This window comes from Massilia sp. 01N410, from assembly GCF_056399665.1.
Window position 1 is genome coordinate 145,464 of record NZ_JBFTRV010000014.1, and the last position, 19,264, is coordinate 164,727.

A 19,264-nucleotide genomic window follows, 5' to 3' on the forward strand; every position below is an offset into this window, starting at 1 on the left:
ACGACGGGCCTCAGCCGATATTGCTGCCGCGGATGTGGCTCAGGTCGTCGTCGCCGCCCTGATTGCCGGCGCGCGGATCGGTGCTGATGCCGCTGCCCGAGCCGAGGTCGCCGCCACCCGCGCCGCCGCCCACGCCCGAGGCCACGCCCGCGCCGGTCTGGACGCCGCCCGCATGGCCGGCGCCCAGGCCGCCCATGCCCGCGCCCATGCCGGACACCGAGCCGGCGCCGCCCGGCATGCCGCGCATCGCCACGTCAGGACCCATGCTCGGCGGGCCGCCGCGGTCCGGGTCGGTGCCGTAGAAGCTGTGGACCTGGCTGGCCCACTGGACGTCGGCCATGTCGGGCCAGGCATCCTTGTCGAAGCCCGGGGCGGTTTTCAGGCGCTCCTTCTCGACGTCGAGCACGAAGCGGTGGTTGACGGTGTCCAGGTGCAGGGCCTGCCAGGGCACGGCGAACAGCTTCTCGCCCATGCCGAGGAAGCCGCCGAAGGCCAGCACGGCGTAGGCGACCTGGCCGGTGTTCATGTCGAGCATGATCTCCTTGATGTCGCCCAGATCCTCGTTGGCGCCGTTGACGACGCCGTCGCCGAGCAGGGTGTCTGCCCCCATCAGGGCGGGGCCGGGACCGGCGTGGCCGGTGTCCTTGTACATGCCGTACTTGTCGCGGTCTGCATAACTCATGACGGTTCTCCTGCTGGTATTGGGTTGGTGTCGGTGCAACCCGGTCAGGGTAAAAGGCGCGTACCCCGCGCGTTTGATGACGATCAATTGTGCCGGCTGCTCTCCTCTGGCGGTCAGGGATTCCCCGCGCCGCCGGCCACCCCGTACACCTGGCCGGTGGTGTAGCTGGCGTCGGCGGCAGCCAGCGCGACATAGGCCGGCGCCAGTTCGGCCGGCTGGGCTGGACGCTTCATCGGCGAATCGTCGCCGAACTTCTCCAGCTTGCCCTGGGTCTGGCCGCCGCTCACCTGCAGCGGCGTCCAGACCGGCCCGGGCGCCACCGCGTTCACGCGGATGCCCTTGTCCGCCAGCTGCTTGGCCAGCGATTTCGTGAAGGCCACCCGGGCCGCCTTGGTTTGCGAATAGGCCAGCAGGTTGGGCGAGGGGTCGTAAGCCTGCACCGACGCCGTGGTGATGATGCTGGCGCCCGGCGGCAGGTGCGGCAGCGCCGCCCTGGTGATCCGGAACAGGGCGTACAGATTGGTCTTGAAATGCCAGTCCAGCTCCATCGTGGTGAGCTCGAGGATGGAATCGATCGACTGCTGGCGCGCCGCATTGTCGACCAGGATGTCGAGCCCGCCCAGCTGGTGCACGGCCTGCTCCACCATCTTCTTGCAGAAGGCTTCGTCGCGGATGTCGCCCGGCAGCGCGACGGCATTGCGGCCGGCCAGGCCGGGCCAGTCCTGCTTCTGGCGCGGGAAGGGCGGACCGGGATAGGGAGGCGGCGTCAGGGAACGGGCAGCGACCGGCGCTGCCTGGGCGCCGGGCTGGGCCTGGGCCAGTGCCGGCGCCGCGGCGAGGCCGGTGGCCATGGTGCCTACGAAGCGGCGGCGCGAGGGCTGGACCCCGCGCCCGTCCTTGCGGTCGGAATCGTCCATGAGGGTTCGTCCATGCGGCTGGAAACTGAACAGATACTAGCCGCAAACGGCCTCGAGGCGCGTCCGATAGACCTCAGGCAAGAAATCAGTCGAGATCGGCGGCGTCGTGGCGCTCGGCCACCTGTTCCTCGGGCTTGCCGCGCACGCGGTTGACCTTGCGGCCGCGGATCACGGCCGGGCGCGCGCCGACCTCGTCGGCCCAGCGCCGCACCTGCTGGTAGTTGTGCACGGACAGGAATTCGGCCGCCTCGTACAGCTCGCCCATCACCATGCCGCCATACCAGGGCCAGATCGCCATGTCGGCAATCGTGTACTCGTCGCCGGCGACGAAGCGGCGCTCGGCCAGCAGGCGGTCGAGCACGTCGAGCTGGCGCTTGGTTTCCATCGCATAGCGGTTGATCGGATACTCCAGCTTTTCCGGCGCATAGGCGTAGAAGTGGCCGAAGCCGCCGCCCACGAAAGGCGCGGAACCCATCTGCCACATCAGCCAGTTGAAGGTCTCGGCGCGGGCCGGCAATTCCTTCGGCAGGAAGGCGTCGAATTTTTCCGCCAGGTAGACCAGGATCGAGCCGGATTCGAACACGCGCACGGGTTTGTCGCCGCTGCGGTCGACCAGGGCCGGGATCTTCGAGTTCGGGTTGATCCCGACGAAGCCGCTGCCGAACTGGGCGCCCTCGTTGATCTTGATGAGCCAGGCGTCGTATTCGGCGCCGGCGTGGCCGGCGGCCAGCAGCTCCTCGAGCATGATCGTGACCTTCTGGCCGTTCGGCGTACCCAGCGAATACAGCTGCAGCGGATGCTTGCCGACCGGCAGCTCCTGCTCATGGGTGGCGCCGGCGATCGGGCGGTTGATGTTGGCGAAGGCGCCGCCCGATTGTGTGGCGGGCGACCAGACCCGTGGCGGGACGTAGGTCGAGAAGGGGTTCGAGCTGCTGGTCATCGATTTCTCCTTGTTTGCGTGCTATCGAGGAGGACGATGATGCCGCAAATCGGGCGAGTTTGCCGACAATGGCTACGGTGCGGGACCGGAGCCGTCCGCGCCCGTCAGGATGGCGATCATGGCGCGGGTGGCGGCCGACTGGCGCCGGTGCGGCGCGTACACGACCGAGAAGGGACGGGAGCGGCCGCGCAGTTGCGGCAGCAGTGCCACCAGGCGTCCGCTCTCCAGGTGCGGGGCCACGATGAAGTCATAGCTCTGGGCGATGCCGATGCCCGCCACCGCCAGCGACACCACGCCCAGCACGTCGTCCGACACCGCGATGGTGGACGGCGCCGTCCACTCGATGTCCCGGCCGCCATCCCTGAACACCCATGGCGCGATGCGGCCGGTGCGCGGCAGGATGAAGGGCAGGCAGGCGTGCCCTTGCAGCGCGCCCAGGGTCTGGGGCGTCCCCGCGCGACGCAGGTAGTCCGGCGAGGCTACCAGGCATAGCGGCTCGTCCGCCAGCTTGCGCGCCACCAGGCCGCTGTCCGGCAGGTGGCCGAGCCGGATCGCCAGGTCGAAGCCCTCGGCGACCAGGTCCACATTGCGGTTCGTGATGTTCAGCTCGACCCGCACCTGCGGATAGGCGCGCGTGAAACGGGCCAGCAGCGCCGGCAGGCGGTGATGGCCCCAGGTGGTGGGCACGCTCATGCGCACCCGGCCCGTCATGGCGTCGGCCTGGCCCTGGATCTCGCGCTCGGCGTCGCCCAGCAACGTGAAGGCGGCGCGCGCCTGCTCCAGGTATTGGCGGCCGGCCTCGGTCAAGGTCACCTTGCGGGTCGAGCGGCGCAGCAGCTGTCCGCCGAGCCGGTGTTCCAGCCGCGTCACGGCACGGCTCAGTACCGAGGCCGTGGTCGACAGGGCCACGGCGCCGGCCGTGAACGAGCCGTGATCGGCCACCGCGAGAAAGGCTTCGAGGTCGTCCAGGTAATCGAATTGGCGGCTGATTTTATCCTCCTGAGAACAAATACTTTGCTTTTTGCGTAGTTTATCTCGCCTACGGGTGGGAATAAAGTTGTGGACCTGAACACAGCATTGGAGAAGCACATGGATCTGCAATTGAATGGCAAGACCGCTCTCGTGACGGGAGCGACCGCCGGTATCGGCCTGGCCATTGCCCGCACGCTGGCGAAGGAAGGGGTGAAGGTCAGCATAACCGGACGCAGCCAGGACAAGCTCGATGCCGCGGCGGCGCAGATCGGCGCCGCCGCACCCGGCGCCACGGTCACGACCCTGGTGGCCGATCTCGCTACCGCCGAGGGCGTGCTGGCATTGACTGCCGCCCTGCCGGACACCGACATCCTGGTCAACAACCTCGGCTATTACGAAGCCAAACCCTTCGCCGAGATCCGCGACGTGGACTGGGAGCGCATGCTCGACCTGAACCTGATGTCGGGCGTGCGCCTGGCACGGCACTACTTCCCGCGCCTGCTGGAAAAGAATTGGGGCAGGGTGATCTTCATCTCGAGTGAAGTAGGCGCCTTCACGCCGCCGGACATGATCCATTACGGCGTCAGCAAGTCGGCCCAGTTGGCGGTGTCGCGCGGCCTGGCCGAACTCACGCGCGGCAGCGGCGTGACCGTGAACAGCGTGCTGCCCGCGGCCACCCGCTCGGACGGCATCGTCGAGTACCTGCGCCAGACCGCGCCGCGTCCCGGCATGAGCGATGCCGAGATCGAAACCCACTTCTTCGATACCTATCGCCCGAGCTCCCTGATCGCACGCATGATCGAGGCCGACGAGGTCGCCGCCATGGTGGCCCTGCTGGCCAGCCCGCTCGGCGCCGCAACGAATGGCGCCGCCGTGCGCGTCGAAGGCGGCAGCTTCCGTTCCATCCTCTAATTCGCAGGAGTCGCCATCATGAAAGCGCATCGCTTTTTCCTGGCTGCCTATGCCGCGGCCACCACCCTGTTCCTGTCCGGCGCCGCAAGCGCGGCCGACCGGCCCGCACTCGAGCGCTGGCGCAGCTACGCCGGCGTGAGCTGGGACGCCGCCGCGGGCGGCCGCGACCGCGCTCCCTTCGCCGGTTCGGTCGGCGCCCCCATCGCCGGCATCCATTTCGACGCACACGGACGCGCTTTCGTCAGCACGCCGCGCCTGGTATCGGCCGACAGCCCGGCCACCCTGAGCATCCTGGATACGGGCGCCGCCACCGGGCCGGCTCGGCTGACGGCCTTCCCCTCGGCCGCGGCGAATGCGGTATCCGGTGCGCCCGACAGTCACTTGCGTAACGTGCTCGGCTTTTACATCGATAAACGCAATGGCTGGCTGTGGGCGCTCGACCAGGGCTTCGTCGCCGGCGAGGCGAGCGCACCCAAGGGTGGGCAGAAGATCATGGTGTTCGAGCTATATACCGGGAAGCTCGTCAAGACCATTACGCTGGACGCGGTGGCGGACCGCAAAGGCAGCTTCCTGAACGACATCGTGGTCGATGAAGCGCGCAGGATCGCCTACGTCTCGGACAGCGGCCTGCGCAGCGCGCCGGCCAACCAGGCCGGCCTGATCGTCGTCGACTTCGGCACTGGCCGCGCGCGCCGCCTGCTCGACCGGCATGCCAGCCTGATGCCGCAGCCCGGCGTGAAGGTGATGTCGCATGGCGAAGAGGTATGGCCCGGCAAGCCCCTGGTGCTGGGAGTGAACGGCATCGCGCTGTCGCCGGACGGGCAGACCCTGTACTGGACCGTCACCACCGGCACCCATGCCTACGCCATGCCGACCGCCCTGTTGCGCGACCCGCGCGCCGGCAAGGCCGCGCTGGCCAGGGCGATACGCGACCTGGGCGAGGTCGGCGGCAATACCGACGGCATCGTCACCGACGCCGAGGGCCGGTTGTACATCACGGACGTCAGCCGCAACGGCATCGTCGAATACGATCCGCGCACCGGATCGATGGAACTGCTGGCTGCGGACGAGGGCGTGCACTGGCCGGACACGCCGGCGATCGGTCCCGACGGCAGGCTGGTCTTCACCTCCAGCAACCTGAACCGGCATTTCGCCGGCCAGGTCAAGCCGGGCGAGGAGCGCTACGAGCTGTGGCGCGTCAGCCGCAAATAAGGGAACCCGCTCAGCCGGCGACCGCCGTCCTGGCCGGCTTTTTCTTCGGCTTCGGCAGCGGCATCAGCGCCGCCGTTTCCTCGATCAGGCGGCGCAGCAGATCCGGATCGTCGAGCAGCTCGTCGGCGATCGGATAGTCCTTTGTGCCCGGGTAGGGTGGCCCCTGCGGCAGGTCTGGCGCCAGCCTGCCCACAGCCTGCGAAGGCTTGATGAAGAGGCTGTTGTCGCAGGCGAAGGCGACGACTTTCTCGTCCAGGTAGAGCGCGTATTCGCCGAACATCTTCCGGTACGTCATGCGGCTGCCCAGCCTGACGGTTTCGAGAACGTATTCGACGAAGCTCAGCTCAGTTGCCATGTGTACCCTCAAGGATGTCGATACCATGGAGGGTAGCAGATGTTCGATACTAGGTCCTCGCTTTCCGCGGCGGCAGCGGCGCCTCGGGCGGCACCAGCCCCTCGGCGCGCAGCGCTTCCCAGAACGCGGCCGGAATCTCGATGTGCATGAGCGTGGCATTGCGCCGCAGGTGCTCCGGGCTGCTGGCGCCGGGGATGGTCGCAGCCACCACCGGATGGGCGACGCCGAACTGCAGCGCGGCCGCCGGCAGGTCGACGTGATGGCGGCTGGCCACCTGGCGCAGGCGTTCGCGGTGCGCATGCTGCTCCGGCCTGGCCGGCTGGTAGTCGTAATGCTCGCCGCCGGCCAGGAAGCCCGAGTTGAAAGGGCCGCCCAGCACCACGTGGGCGCCGCGCCTGGCGCACAGCGGGAACAGCTCTTGCAACGGCGTGGTTTCCATCAGCGTGTAGCGGCCGGCCAGCAGGAAGATGTCGGGATCGGAATCGCGCAGCGCGCGCAGGCAGGGATCGACCGTGTTCACGCCCAGGCCCCAGGCCTTGATCGAGCCTTCCTCGCGCAGCTTGAGCATGCCTTCGAAGGCGCCGCCCTTGCCGGCGGCGATCCGGTAGTAATGCTCGAATTCTTTCCCGAACATGTCGGGCGAAAGGTCGTGCACGTAGGCGATGTCGATGTGGCCGAGGGCCAGGCGCTGCAGGCTGTCTTCGACCGCACGGCGCACGCCGTCGGCCGTGTAGTCGATCACGCGCTTGAAGGGCAGGGCGCCGACGAAGGGCGCTTCGATTTCGCCGGGCATGTGCGGCGCCAGCAGGCGCCCGACCTTGGTCGACAGCGTGTACTCATGGCGGGGCCGCTTGCGCAGCGCCTGGCCGAAGCGGTGCTCGGACAGGCCGGCGCCGTAGTGGGGCGCGGTGTCGAAGTAGCGGATGCCGGCTTCCCAGGCGGCATCGACGGTGGCGATGGCTGCCGCGTCGCTGGTGGTGTGGTACATGTCGCCCAGCCCGGTGCCGCCCAGGCCCAGGCGCGTGATCGGTTGGTAGCGCTGGTTCACGGTGGATCCTTTCTCATGCTCGGTTGCGGAACATGCTACACCGTGGGGGAGGGCGCACGGTTGAAGAACCGGACTATGCGCGCCGGCGCCGCCACGCCAGGCTGCCGATCATCGCCATCAGCAACCAGAACAGGCTCGTGAGCCCCAATCGTGGCCACAGGATGTCATCCTCGCCGGTCAACAGGGACAAGGGATCCCGGGCCACCGAGCCGACCGGCGACACTGCCTGGCTGTCCGCGAGGAAGGGCAGCGGAAAGCCATAGGCGAGCACTGGACAATAGCTTGGGGTGACGACATTGGAACACACCGCGCTGACCCGTCCCGGCACCGCCAGCGAGGAGTAGGTCAGGGCGGCTGCGATCGCGCATGTCGCTGCGACGGCCTTGAAGTGCGAAGCCATTTGTTCGGCTCAGCGCAGCAGCTTCAGGCCCGGCGGCAGCGCATCGCCGAACATGCGCGTGGTGCTGGCCTGGTCGAGTTCCACGACCTCGCGCACCATGGCGGCCCAGCTGGCCGGGGCGCCGCTGGCGGCCAGCTTGTGCAGTACCTGCTGGCGCAAGGCCTCGCCAATGTCGCGCGAGCGGTCGCCGGTCTTGCGCGCGATGTGGGCGGCGGCGAAGCCGGCCGGTTCGATGCGCTTCCAGTCGAGCTGCAGCAGGATCTCCAGCCAGCGCTCGGCCGCCTCGATGGTCGCGACTTCGTGGGCGCTGGATTGCAACGACTGGCGCGCGCCGACCCTGGCCAGGGCCCAGAGATAGCGCGCATAGGTGGCGGCGGTTTTCGCATCCGGCTTCGGCATCGCCGGAATCGCCGTGATTCTCCCCAGCATCCAGTCGCCGATCTCGACCTTGTAGGCGGAGGGGATGCGTTCGAGCGAGGCGCCCAGGCGCAGCATGTCGTCCTCGCTGCCGTCGACCAGGGTGACGGGGCGCCTGGCGCGGTCCGCCGGCTCGGCCTGCAGGTTGAAGGCGAAGTCGTCGAGCAGGCGCAGCTGCGCATCAAGGGAGAGTCCGCCGGCGACGCGGCGCCACAAGGTCCACCACTCGGCGCGCACCTGGCTGTCCTTGTGATACTGGACGCCGGTCTCGAACAGGGCCCACAGCTGCTCGATGCGCCATTCGTCGAGCGGGTGGCCGAAGCCGGGACGCAGGCACCAGCCGGCCAGGTTGAGCCACACCCGTTCGTGTTCGCTTGATCTGCGCCGGCCCTTCGCGCGCTCCATCAGAGCGTCGAACAGGCGGCGCAGCAGCGGCGTCTCCCAGCGTTCGCGGCCGCCCAGCAGGTGTTCGAGGCTGCCGCGCAGCTGGCGTACTTCGCGGCTCTCGACCTGCTGGTTGCGGGCGCCGAAGATGCGGTCGATGCGCTGGATGGCTTCATCGAGTCGCGGCGGCAGGTCGCCGTCCGCGCTGTCGTCGCGGGCCTCGTCTTCCTGCCCGCGCAGCTGGAACTCGAGCTTCCAGCGCTGGCCGCTGCCATCTTCGGCGACGCAATGCACTTCCAGCGTGCCGACCTCCGACAGCGAAGCCGCCAGCTGGACCGGCATCTCAGTCTTCGCGCCCACGTCCCTTGCGCGCAGCACGGTGGCGATGGCCGGCAGGCGCACGACCTCGAGCGGATCCAGTTCGAGCAGCTCGCCCGGCTGCGGCCGGCTGCCTTGCGGATCGGCGATCGCCGACACCAGGTGGAAGCGCACCGGCCGTCCCAGGCGCAGGCCGAAGCTGCGATCGAGCAGGCGCACTTCGACGCCGGGCTTTTCGCCGCGCGGCAGCAGGCAGACGGCTTTCAATGCGCCGCCGGCCTGGGCACGGGTTTGCAAGTCTTCCAGCAGCAGGAAGTAGCTGCGCGCCGAACCGCTTTCGATGCCCGGGGCCAGGCCCTGGCGCGCCAGCGAATAGGCGACCGCGCCGCGCGCCACGGCGACGTCGGGGTCAGCGTTGTGCAGCACGCGGATGCCGGCGCCGCGCCAGGTGGACAGGGTGTCGGCCAGCCGCCGTGCGAGTGCGGCGCCGCGGAATACGCCGCCGTTCAGCAGCAGCGTGTCCGGGACCGGCATGTCCGGGACCGGCATGTCCGGGACCGGCAGGCTGCCGTCGTCGCCGATGCCGAGGGCTTCGCGCGCTGCCCTGGCGTGCTGGCGCAGGAAGTCGGCCAGGTGGCGCGTGATGGCCGCATCGCTGGCATAGGGCAGGCCGAATTCGACGATGCCGGCGCGTGCCCGGTGCGCGCCTTCCCGCGCCTCGTTGAGCGGGAAGAAGCCGTCCAGCACGATGCGCTCGACGTCCTCGCGCGTGAGCGGGGCGCTGCGGCTGGCGCCGATCAGGCGGGCGCCGGCGCCCAGCAGGGTCACGCTCACCTGGTCCGGCGCATCGGGGGCCAGCAACTGTTCCTTGGCCGCGCGGCAGCGTTCGGTCAGCTGGGCCAGGCGGGCGGCGGACAGGCGTGCAGGCTGGCCTTGCTGGCCATCCTGCGCCGCCAGCCTCGATTCGATCAGGTGGGCGAGGGCGAGGTCCATATTGTCCCCGCCCAGGATCAGGTGGTTGCCGACGCCGATACGGGTCAGCCTGGGCGTTCCATCCTCCAGCGCCACCTTGACCAGGCTGAAGTCGGTGGTGCCGCCGCCGACGTCGGCCACCAGCACCAGGCGCGTGTCCGCCAGTTCGGCGGCCAGGGTATCGCGGTGGCGGTGCAGCCAGTCGTACAGGGCGGCCTGCGGCTCTTCCAGCAGGCGCAAGGAGGGCAGGCCGGCCAGGCGCGCCGCTTCCAGCGTGAGCGCGCGCGCGCCCTCGTCGAAGGAGGCGGGTACGGTCAGGACCAGGTCCTGGTTTTCCAGCGGCTGCCGGGGATGGCGTGTATTCCAGGCCGCGCGCAGGTAGGCGAGGTAGCCGGCACTGGCCGCCAAAGGGGAGACCTTGGGCACTTCGTCCGGCGCGCCCCAGGGCAGGATGGGCGCGGTGCGATCGACGCCTTGGTGGGACAGCCAGCTCTTCGCAGATGCAACTAACCGACCAGGAGTGTGGGCGCCCAGCAGGCGGGCAAGCCGGCCGACCACGGCATCCGGCACCCCGGCCGGGTCGGTGGCCTGCCAGGGCAGTTGCAGGGCGCCGGCCGGCAGTTCGCCCGCGGCCGGGTGGTAGCGGCTTGACGCCAGCAGTTGGCCTGGTGCGACTTCGCCCGGCGCCACCAGCTGGTCGATGGCAAAGGTGTCGACCTGCTGCGTCCCAGGTGCCGCATAGGCCAGCACCGTGTTGGTGGTGCCCAGGTCGATGCCGACCAGCCAGGCCGGCGCTGCTGCCGATGTGCCCACGGCGCCGTTCACACTCACCTTTTACTGCTGCTCGGTGGCGCGGACGTCGAACTCGACCTTCCAGCGCTGGCCTTCGCGCGACACCGCGATCAACTCCAGCGTGCCTGCCTCGGTAGCGAGCGCGTGCAGCTTGACCTGGGCGACGTCGCCCGGCGTACGGCCTTCCGCCGGCAGCTCGGCCTGGATCTCGTTCAGCTCCTGCAGCTCGTCCGGACCCCAGAACTCGAGCACTTCGCCGATACGGTCCTGGCGGCGCACCGTCGAACCGAAGAAGCGGAAGTGCACCGGCTCGCCCACCACCAGGCCGAACTCCTGGCCCGGCAGTTCCAGCTCGCTGCCTTCTTCCATGCCGAAGGGCGCCACGCACAGGGCCGTGATCGGCGGCTCCATGCCGGGGATGGCCGGCATCGAGGATTCCACGCCCACGTAGTAGGAACGGGCCGTGCCGCCGCGGATGCGCACGCCGCCGCCGCGCCGCGCGTAGCCGTAGTAGGCCGCGCCGCGGGCGACCGCCAGGTCGAGGTCGGCGCCTTCCAGCATGCGCGCCGGTTCCGCGCCTTCCATGTACAGCCAGTCGTTGATGGTGTCCATCACGCGCTGGGACAGGATCTCGGACTTGAACACGCCGCCATTGAACAGCACCGCGGTCGGGTGCAGGAAGCTATGTTCCGGGTTGACCTGTCCGTTGAAGCCTTCCAGCTCCGCGGTGGCGCCGGCCTGGCGGGCCAGGAAGGCGGCCAGGTGGCGGGTCACCGCGGCGTCCTGCGCATACGGCAGGCCGATCTGGGTCAGGCCGGCGCGGGCGCGGGTGGCCGGTCTGCTTGATGCTTCGACCTTCGGGAAGAAGCCGTCGGTGATGAAGGTGGTGACTTCGTCGCGCGTGAGTTCGGTGCGGATCGAACCGCCGATCAGCTTCGAACCGCGGCTCGGCACCACGATCGGCCAGGTGGTGGCATTCGCATCGGCCAGCAAATGTTCCTTGGCGCCGCGGCAGGCGTAGGTGAGGGCGCGCATCTGCCAGGCGTCGAGCTGGGTGCCGTTCGCCTGCAGCTTGCGCGCCACCAGGTGCGCCAGCGCGAGGTCCATATTGTCGCCGCCCAGCAGGATGTGGTCGCCGACCGCGACGCGGTGCGGCTCCAGGTTGCCGTCGCGCTCGAGGATGGCGATCAGCGAGAAGTCGCTGGTGCCGCCGCCGACGTCGACCACCAGCACGATGTCGCCGGCTTTCACCTGCTTGCGCCAGCGTCCGCCGCTGCCTTCGATCCAGCTGTACAGGGCCGCCTGCGGCTCTTCCAGCAGGGTCGGGCTGCCGTAGCCGGCATGGCGCGCGGCTTCCGCGGTCAGCTCGCGCGCGCCGGGATCGAAGGAGGCCGGGATCGTCACGGTGACGGCCTGCTGGTCGAAGGGCGCTTCCGGATGCGCGGCATTCCAGGCATTGCGGATGTGTTCCAGGTAGCGGGTCGAGGCCGCCAGCGGCGACACGCGCCCGACTTCTTCCGGGGCATCCGTCGGCAGGATGGCGGCGCGGCGGTCCACGCCCGGGTGGCTCAGCCAGCTCTTGGCCGAGGAGACCAGGCGGATCGGGGTGCCGGCGCCGCGACTACGGGCCATTTCGCCGATGATGGATAAAGAAGCGGGCGCGGCCTGGCCATCGGTCCAGGGCAGGGCCAGCTCGCCCGGCGCCAGTTCGTCCGGGTGCGGCAGGTACATGAAGGAGGGCAGCAGCGGCAGCGCCTCGACGGTGCCGGGACCGCTCAGCTGCGGGATCGGCAGCACGCCCTGGTCGGCCTTTTCGCCGTCGCTGGCCTGCAGGTCGACCCAGGACAGGGCGCTGTGGGTGGTGCCGAGGTCGATGCCGATGGCATAGCGCGCGGTTTCCATGTTGGCGCTCACAGTTCCACCTCCGCCGGAGCGATGATGCTGGCGTCGTGCTTGTCGGCCAGTTGCGGCAGAGTCACCTTGGCGGCGCGCCAGCCGCGGTGGCTCAGGGTACCGGTGAACGGCGCCTTGCCGACCACGTTGCCGGTCAGGCGCACGCTGGCGGCGTCGAAGCCTTCCTGCAGGGTGACGCGCGCGCCTTCCAGCTCGCTGCGCACTGGTTCGATCGTGAAGTGCTCGCGCAGCACGCGGGCGCAGCCTTCGTGCACGACGCGGGCGGCGGCGCCGATGTCGGCGTCGCTGTAGACGGTGATGTTCTCGTTGGCGAAGTCGATCAGGCGCGCCTCGCGCTGCAGCAGGGACAGCAGTTGCAGGGCGGCGTCGGGCGTGGCCACGCGCAGCGGTGCGGCGGCCGGTGCCGGTGCGGGCGCAGGCGCAGGCGCAGGCGTCGGTGCGGCGATCGGGCCGATCTGGTCATCGCGCACGCGCGCGGCGAATTCGGCGTCGCCCAGGGTCTTGAAGAAAGCGCCGAAGGCGAGGGAAAGCCGGCTCCAGAAGGAGGGCAGGTTGGTCGGTTGGCTCATGTTCTTGTGTTGTCCGGTCCATGAAAGCGCGCATGATACCAGTTAGCCAAAAAATGGATGGCCAGGCGCGGCAGAGTCAGAGGGCGGAATTGCCCGTGGTTGGCGGCGGCGCGGCGGGTTCCGGCGTGCCGGCGGCCCTGCCGAGCAGGGCGCTCGCATAGGCGTCGAAATCGTCGAGTCCGCGCTTGATGATGGTGACCAGGGCCGGCAGCGGTGCCGCCTGGTAGTCCCATTCGGCGCGGCAGAATTCGCCGGTGCGCTTCAGGTCCTCGCCCAGGGCGGGATCGATCCAGCCCCCTTGTTCCAGCAGCGAGATCACTTCGCGTTCGTCCCGCGGCGTGCCGAGGCCGTAATGGGCGAGCACGTAGTCGCCCATCTCCACCGCCGCTTCCCAGGCGCGGATCACGTTCAGCGTGGCGGCGTCCTGGCGCGTGATGTCGCCGACAAAGGTCGTCGGGTCCTTCTCGTACTCGTCGCGGGCACGCTTGATGCAGCGCTCGATGGTGCCCGTCTTGCTGACCATCAGATCGTTGTCCATCGCTTTTCCTTGTTGTCCGAAGCTTTACGTTACAACAAGAACATGATGGCCGCCGCACAGGTGGGACCGAGGGCGCCCAGGAACAGCCAGACCGCGCCGATCGACTCGTCGGCGAAGCCGTGGCGCAGCAGGGCGGCGCCGGCCGGATTCGGGGCGTTGGCGATCACCGTCAGGCCGCCGCCGCCCACCGCGCCGGCCACCAGCATGTATTTTTCGTGATCGGACAGGCCGGTGATCAGCGAGCCGAGGTAGGTCAGGGCGGCGTTGTCGGTGACGGCCGTCAGGCCCAGGGCGCCGAAGAACAGGGCGGTCGGGCCGAGGCTGGCGACGGCCGGCTGCAGCCACCACTGCTGCATGCCGCCCAGCACTACCAGGCCCGCCAGGAAAAAACCGACCAGCAAGCCTTCCTTCAGGATCAGCGGCGACTGGTAGCGGTTATAGGCCTGGGTAAAACCGAGGAAGAGCAGGAACAGGCCCATGAACAGCACCGGATGGTGGGCCAGCAGCACCACCGCGGCCAGGAAGGCCAGGTGGATCAGCGAGACCAGCGGCGGTACCGGCGCCGTTTCGCCGTCGACGGAGGTATCGAGCTGGCGCAGGTGGGACCGCAGCAGGAAGGTGATGACGGTGGCGTTGAACACCACCGCGACCAGGGCGCGCCAGCCGATGTGGGTCAGCATCCAGGCGCTGTCCCAGCCCCAGGTGCCGGCCACCATCAGCACCGGCGGCGCCGCGTACGAGGTCAGGGTGCCGCCGATCGAGACGTTCACGAACAGCACGCCCAGCGCGCCGTACTTGAGCCATTCGGGCATGCCCTGGCGGAACACGGCCGGGGCCAGCATCAGGGCGGCCAGGGTCATCGCGGCCGGCTCGGTGATCAGGGAGCCGCACAGCGGCACCAGGGCCAGGGCCAGCCAGGCCTGGGCCACCTCTTTGCGCACCGGCGCCAAGGAAGAGATTAAACCCGCGAGGATGCGCAGCAAAGCGCGCGCCGCTTCCAGCACGGGACGCGAGGCGGCCACCACCATCACGACGAACACGAACAGCGGCTCGGTGTAGTGGCGCGACTCGGCATAGTCGACCGCCGCGGTGCGGCCCTCGACCAGGGCCATGAAACCCATCAGCACGAAGGCCCAGAAGCCGAACACGACCTCGACTTCGCCCAGCAGGTGGAACAGCCCGGCATGGCGCGGATGGCGGTGCGCCAGCACTTCGAACATGTGGGTGGAGAAGGTGTGCAGCAGGGCCACGACGAACAGGACCAGGCCGATGGTTTGCATGGTCGTGGTCATCGTGGCACTCCGGTGAAGCATGCGGTAGCGGGCATTGTGCAGCTTGATTGAAATGGCAATGCCGCCATTATTTCATTTTTTGCAGCCGGGGCCCGGATGGCCGGCCGTGCGGGCCTACTTTGCCTGTTTTGCCGGCCCGCCGGCGCCGATGGCCATGGTGGCGGCGTCGAACTTGGGCACCTGCTTCAGGAACTTGCGCTGGAATTCTTCCTGCGCCGCGATGCAGGCCTTGCCGAAATGGTCGCGCGCGCAGATCTCGTTGATCTTCCGGGTCTCGTCCAGCATTGCCTTGTACACCGCCCGGTTCGAGGCTGCGTCGGCGCTGCCGGCGGGTTGCGGGCTTGCCTGCCTGGGCGCGGTGGCTTGCGCGGCGGGGGCGGGCGAGGCGGCGCCGAAGGCGAGGAAGGCGGCAATCAGGAGCTTGATCAGGATGGTCATGGCGGATCCGGTCGGCTGCACAAAGGGAAGGCGAAAGTCTAGTGAGCACGCCCAACGCCGTGCAGCCCCACCGATGGGGGAACGAGAGACAAGGTGCAATTTGTGACCAAAAATGCCACACAAAGATGTAACTGATTCGCGTTCAATTGACACCAAAATACGCCGGTGCTTTGATGGATCGGCCTGACTGCCGGGGAAAAAGAAGAAGGCCGCTAGCCAGGTACTCGACGAATTCCTATCACGGAGACCTATTCTCATGGCTACATCGCATTCGGCTTTCCTGCAAAAGCCGCTTACCCTTGCGGTTCGTTTTGCCCTGGCCAGCCTGGCGGCCATTCCGCTGGCTGCCATCGCCCAGGATTCCACCACCTCGACCACGACCGACACGACCAAAACGCCGGCCGCCAACCAGCAGGTTCAGCGCGTGGAGGTGACGGGCTCGCGCATCCGCCGCACCGACGTCGAAACGCCCAGCCCGGTCCAGATCATCAGCGCCAAGGAGCTCAAGCAGACTGGCTACACCTCCGTTTCCGAGGTGCTGCGCAACATCACCGCCAACGGCCAGGGCACGCTGTCGCAATCCTTCAGCGGCGCCTTCGCGGCCGGCGCCTCCGGCATCTCCCTGCGCGGCCTGACGGTCGGCGCGACCCTGGTGCTGATCGACGGCCAGCGCATGGCGCCCTATGCGCTGTCGGACGACGGCCAGCGCAGCTTCGTCGACATCAGCCAGATCCCGATGGAGGCGATCGATCGCATCGAGGTGCTGAAGGACGGCGCTTCCTCGATCTACGGTTCGGATGCGGTGGCCGGCGTGGTCAACGTGATCCTGAAGAAGCAATACTCGGGCAGCGAGCTGACCGCCGAGGCCGGCCAGGCCTGGCGCGGCGACGGCGTCACCGCCCACGCCTCGGGCATCCACGGCTGGGGCGATCTCGACCGCGACGGCCACAGCGCGTACATCGCGCTCGAATACCGCCACCAGAACGAGATCCTGGCGAGCAACCGCAACCGGGCGTTCACGAATACCGACTGGACGGCCTTCGGCGGCAAGAACCTGACCCGCGGCGTGCCGACCGCTGCCAATGGCTTCCAGCCGGCCAGCATTACCGGCTACCTGATCGATCCGGACACCGGCGCCGTCACCAACCTGCCGGGCTGCACCAGCGCCCAGTTCAATGCCGGCCAGTGCGCCTACCGCGACCGCGGCCTGCAGCTGCAACCGAGCACCAAGAACATCAACCTGCTCGGTTCCTATGTCCAGAAACTGGGCAGCGACTGGCAAGTGAACCTGAAGGGCTCGTATTTCCGCTCGGAGGCGGAGCAGGTGAACCGCTATGCAAGCACGCTCGGGCTGGCCGGACTGTCGGCGCTGGCCTATGGGCCGGGCATTCCTCCGGAGGCAACGCCGCCGGGCGCGCCGGTCCTGATCACGGTGCCCGCCACCTATCCCGGCAACACGACCGGGCGGCCCCAGGTCCTGCAATACAACTTTCCCGAACTGGGCGGCAGCCGCGCCGGCGTGAAGTCCGATACCTGGCGCCTGGGCGCCGACCTGGCCGGCAGCCTTGCCGGCTGGGATCTGACGGCCGCGCTCGGCGCCAGCGAGAGCAAGGTCCGGCAGGACATCAACAACGGCTTCAACATCACCAACCTGCAAGCGGCCTTCAACGATCCTGTCCATCCCTACCTGATCGGGGACGCCGCCAGCGGCAATACCCAGGCCCAGCGCGACTTCATCGCCCCGATGCAGCATGCGAAGGCCACCAGCAAGCTGCAGTTCGTGCGCGTGTCCGCCGGCCACGAGCTGATGACGCTGAAGGGCGGCGCGCTGGCCCTGAACCTGGGCCTCGAATATACGCACCGCGCCCTCGACGCCCAGGCGCCGCCCACCGTTGCCAACGGCACCCAGATCGGCAATAACGCCTGGGCCATCGGCACCCAGAACATTGCCGCCGGCTATGGCGAGATCGTGGCGCCGATCCTGAAGAACCTCGAGCTCGATGCCTCGGTGCGCTACGACAAGGTGATGGGCATCGACAAGGCCGTCACGCCCAAGGCGGGCTTCAAATGGTCGCCGCTCAGCCAGGTGACGTTGCGCGGCACCTATACCGAGGGCTTCCGTGCGCCGAATCCGGCCGAGATCGGCAACACCGGCAACTATTTCTTCGCGAATACCCAGCCGGATCCGGTCCTGTGTGCGAACACGGGCGCCGATCCCACCACGACGCCCGGCAACTTCCCGCAGCAATGCAATGTGTCGATCGCGGGCGTCCAGACCCCGGGCAAGAACCTGAAATCGGAAAAATCGAAGTCCTATACCTTCGGCCTGATCCTGGAGCCGGTCCGCAACCTGAATGTGTCGCTGGACTACTACCACATCCGCATCGACAACCAGATCATCAGTGCGATCAACGACCCGGCCTACGACGCGACGCCCTTCCTGGTGCGCGGCGTGCCGATCGCCCAGCCCTTCGTGAACCCGGACGGCAGCCTCTCGACCGTCACGCCGCCGGTCGGCAATGCGCTGTTCGCACCGTATCCCTACGAGAATGCGCTGTACACGATGACCAACGGCATCGACCTCGACGCGCGCATGAACTGGCCGCTGGCGGGCGGCAAACTCAGCGCCCAGCTGACCGCGACCCACATGATCTCGTACAAGCAGGGTACCACCGGCGCCGAGGCGATCCAGCTGGCCGGCACCCACGGCCCGTCGGCCACCTCCGGCGATACCGGCAACCCGCGCGACCGGGCCCAGCTCAAGATCGGCTGGGACAAGGGCCCGCTGACCGTGTCGACCACGGTGAACTGGGTCAGCAGCTTCTCCGTGACCGACCCCTCGTCGACCAATGCCGCCACCTGCGCGGACGCGATCTCCTTCGTGTTCGCGACGCCGAATACGGAATTCTGCCGTATCCGTGCGTTCACCTCGGTCGACGTCTATGGCGAGTACCGCCTGTCGCAGAAGCTCAGCCTGCACGCCTCGGTGCTGAACCTGTTCAACAGCCCGCCGCCGCTGGACTTCCAGACCTACGGCAGCTCGCCGTCGACCTTCTACAACCCGGCGCTGCACCAGGCGGGAGCGGTCGGGCGTTTCGTGAATGTCGGGCTGAACTACAAGTTCTGAGCGGGGGGCGAACAGGGCTGGCGATGGCGCTGTTGCAAAGCATGTAAGTATCTGTCAGCAGCGTAAGCGTTTGTAAAGTAGGTCAACACCTAGGGCAGAGGCTGCGTTTTACGAGCACATCGACCAACAAACAGCTGAGGATCTTTATCATGAAAAAAACCATTGCCGCTGTGATCTCCGCCCTGTTCGCCACCGCGGCGTTTGCCCAGACACCGGCCCCGGCCGCGGCCCCGGCCTCCAAGCAGGCCGTACTGGTCAACAATGCCGACCTGAAGGCATCGAAAGCCGCCACCAAGCCGGTGCATGTGGAAGCACAGGCAGCGCAAGCCAACGCGAAAGAGGCACATGACGATGCGAAGGCGGCCAAGGCGCATGCCAAGGAGGCGAAGACCAGCGCCAAACATGCAAAGAGCAAGGCCAAGCATGTCGCGAAGACCGACACGATGAAGGACAAGCAGGAGACCGCTGTCACGACGCCGGCGTCGGCTGCTCCTGCCGCACCGGACGCGGCAGCGGCTACCGCTCCCGCTCCTGTTGAAACCCCGGCTCCGGCTGCAAGCACGCCGCCGGTACAGGACGCCACTCCGGCGCCTGCCGTCACCCCGGCGCCTGCGGCTCCGATTACTCAGTAAAGCTGCCGTTTCGATTCCAGCGAAGCCCGCGCAATGCGGGCTTTTTTTCGAACAAAAAAAAAGCCGGCAGACAAGTCCACCGGCGAACGTGGGAGAGTGAGAACCGAATGTTCCCTGTCAGGCCTAGCTGACATCGACATGTTATCGAATGACGCCACGCGCATTATTAAATCTTGTCCATCTTTCTCACGTGGCACAGGCGATCAAGCAGAGGTAGCCGTATAGCTCGATGAAATCTGCCGATTCAGCGCCGTAAAAGCGGGCATCGGGCGCACTACGAATTGATTGGCGCTGTTCGCGCCAAGTGTGGAATCTTTTCTGCAAGCCTGCGGTCCAATGTCGACCTGAACCGTTGACGGAGGCAGCATGCAAGCACGGCAGTTCGAACAGTTCCTGCAACGCCTGTCCTCTCTAACGCGGCGCCAGCGCGACC

The 19,264-nt window shown here is 67.9% G+C and carries 18 protein-coding genes; 4 read left to right on the forward strand and 14 right to left on the reverse strand.

The features are described 5' to 3' along the window. Nucleotides 1-10: 10 nt before the first annotated feature. The 4 genes from AC1DOP_RS18855 to AC1DOP_RS18870 form a co-directional block, all read right to left on the reverse strand. Complete coding sequence (locus AC1DOP_RS18855; protein ID WP_442122465.1) at nucleotides 11-682, reverse strand: PRC-barrel domain-containing protein; 672 nt, start codon at nucleotides 680-682, stop codon at nucleotides 11-13. Between the two features lie 113 nt (nucleotides 683-795). Beyond that, nucleotides 796-1,599, reverse strand: a complete 804-nt coding sequence (locus AC1DOP_RS18860; RefSeq protein WP_477252746.1) for an SDR family oxidoreductase — start codon at nucleotides 1,597-1,599, stop codon at nucleotides 796-798. Between the two features lie 85 nt (nucleotides 1,600-1,684). Then, nucleotides 1,685-2,539 (reverse strand): glutathione-dependent disulfide-bond oxidoreductase, encoded by an 855-nt coding sequence (yghU, locus tag AC1DOP_RS18865; RefSeq protein ID WP_477252748.1) that lies wholly within the window; start codon nucleotides 2,537-2,539, stop codon nucleotides 1,685-1,687. Nucleotides 2,540-2,611: 72 nt separating this feature from the next. After that, on the reverse strand, nucleotides 2,612-3,529 hold the full coding sequence (locus AC1DOP_RS18870) for a LysR family transcriptional regulator (protein ID WP_477252766.1): 918 nt from the start codon (nucleotides 3,527-3,529) through the stop codon (nucleotides 2,612-2,614). A 99-nt stretch (nucleotides 3,530-3,628) separates the two neighbouring features. On the opposite strand from AC1DOP_RS18870, the gene AC1DOP_RS18875 reads away from it, so the two are divergent. Together AC1DOP_RS18875 and AC1DOP_RS18880 are read left to right on the forward strand one after the other, a co-directional pair. After that, the gene (locus tag AC1DOP_RS18875) at nucleotides 3,629-4,423 is read left to right on the forward strand and encodes an SDR family NAD(P)-dependent oxidoreductase (protein ID WP_442122468.1); all 795 of its coding nucleotides are present in this window, start codon (nucleotides 3,629-3,631) and stop codon (nucleotides 4,421-4,423) included. Between the two features lie 18 nt (nucleotides 4,424-4,441). Further along, complete coding sequence (locus AC1DOP_RS18880) at nucleotides 4,442-5,635, forward strand: L-dopachrome tautomerase-related protein (RefSeq protein ID WP_477252750.1); 1,194 nt, start codon at nucleotides 4,442-4,444, stop codon at nucleotides 5,633-5,635. A 10-nt stretch (nucleotides 5,636-5,645) separates the two neighbouring features. Here AC1DOP_RS18880 and AC1DOP_RS18885 read toward each other — a convergent pair whose 3' ends face one another. The 9 genes from AC1DOP_RS18885 to AC1DOP_RS18925 all read right to left on the reverse strand — a co-directional run bounded on the left by AC1DOP_RS18885 (nucleotide 5,646) and on the right by AC1DOP_RS18925 (nucleotide 15,072). Next, nucleotides 5,646-5,990 carry a TfoX/Sxy family protein gene (locus AC1DOP_RS18885; protein ID WP_442122470.1) on the reverse strand — a complete coding sequence of 115 codons (345 nt, stop codon included), beginning with the start codon at nucleotides 5,988-5,990 and terminating at the stop codon, nucleotides 5,646-5,648. Between the two features lie 49 nt (nucleotides 5,991-6,039). After that, the gene (locus AC1DOP_RS18890) at nucleotides 6,040-7,038 is read right to left on the reverse strand and encodes an aldo/keto reductase (protein WP_442122471.1); all 999 of its coding nucleotides are present in this window, start codon (nucleotides 7,036-7,038) and stop codon (nucleotides 6,040-6,042) included. A 73-nt stretch (nucleotides 7,039-7,111) separates the two neighbouring features. After that, entirely contained in the window at nucleotides 7,112-7,438 is a 327-nt protein-coding gene (locus AC1DOP_RS18895) for a hypothetical protein (protein WP_477252753.1), read from the reverse strand. Nucleotides 7,439-7,447: 9 nt separating this feature from the next. Further along, nucleotides 7,448-10,360 (reverse strand): Hsp70 family protein, encoded by a 2,913-nt coding sequence (locus AC1DOP_RS18900; protein WP_477252755.1) that lies wholly within the window; start codon nucleotides 10,358-10,360, stop codon nucleotides 7,448-7,450. A gap of 3 nt (nucleotides 10,361-10,363) precedes the next feature. Next, nucleotides 10,364-12,223, reverse strand: a complete 1,860-nt coding sequence (locus tag AC1DOP_RS18905) for an Hsp70 family protein (protein WP_442122484.1) — start codon at nucleotides 12,221-12,223, stop codon at nucleotides 10,364-10,366. A gap of 8 nt (nucleotides 12,224-12,231) precedes the next feature. Next, nucleotides 12,232-12,804 carry a DUF2760 domain-containing protein gene (locus AC1DOP_RS18910; protein WP_477252757.1) on the reverse strand — a complete coding sequence of 191 codons (573 nt, stop codon included), beginning with the start codon at nucleotides 12,802-12,804 and terminating at the stop codon, nucleotides 12,232-12,234. A 76-nt stretch (nucleotides 12,805-12,880) separates the two neighbouring features. Beyond that, on the reverse strand, nucleotides 12,881-13,342 hold the full coding sequence (gene hepT, locus AC1DOP_RS18915) for a type VII toxin-antitoxin system HepT family RNase toxin (protein ID WP_442122475.1): 462 nt from the start codon (nucleotides 13,340-13,342) through the stop codon (nucleotides 12,881-12,883). Nucleotides 13,343-13,371: 29 nt separating this feature from the next. Next, a complete protein-coding gene (locus AC1DOP_RS18920) occupies nucleotides 13,372-14,634 on the reverse strand; it encodes a putative Na+/H+ antiporter (RefSeq protein WP_477252759.1) in 1,263 nt (420 codons plus the stop codon). 114 nt (nucleotides 14,635-14,748) lie between these two features. Further along, the gene (locus AC1DOP_RS18925) at nucleotides 14,749-15,072 is read right to left on the reverse strand and encodes a hypothetical protein (protein WP_442122477.1); all 324 of its coding nucleotides are present in this window, start codon (nucleotides 15,070-15,072) and stop codon (nucleotides 14,749-14,751) included. A 256-nt stretch (nucleotides 15,073-15,328) separates the two neighbouring features. Between AC1DOP_RS18925 and AC1DOP_RS18930 the strand changes: the two genes are divergently transcribed. Together AC1DOP_RS18930 and AC1DOP_RS18935 are read left to right on the forward strand one after the other, a co-directional pair. Next, nucleotides 15,329-18,199, forward strand: coding sequence for a TonB-dependent receptor (locus tag AC1DOP_RS18930; protein ID WP_442122478.1), 2,871 nt, complete (start codon nucleotides 15,329-15,331; stop codon nucleotides 18,197-18,199). Between the two features lie 149 nt (nucleotides 18,200-18,348). Further along, entirely contained in the window at nucleotides 18,349-18,831 is a 483-nt protein-coding gene (locus tag AC1DOP_RS18935; protein WP_477252762.1) for a hypothetical protein, read from the forward strand. 186 nt (nucleotides 18,832-19,017) lie between these two features. Here the strand turns inward: AC1DOP_RS18935 and AC1DOP_RS18940 are convergent, their stop codons facing one another. Then, nucleotides 19,018-19,230: a hypothetical protein gene (locus AC1DOP_RS18940; protein WP_442122480.1), complete on the reverse strand. Its 213-nt coding sequence runs from the start codon at nucleotides 19,228-19,230 to the stop codon at nucleotides 19,018-19,020. Nucleotides 19,231-19,264: the final 34 nt, after the last annotated feature.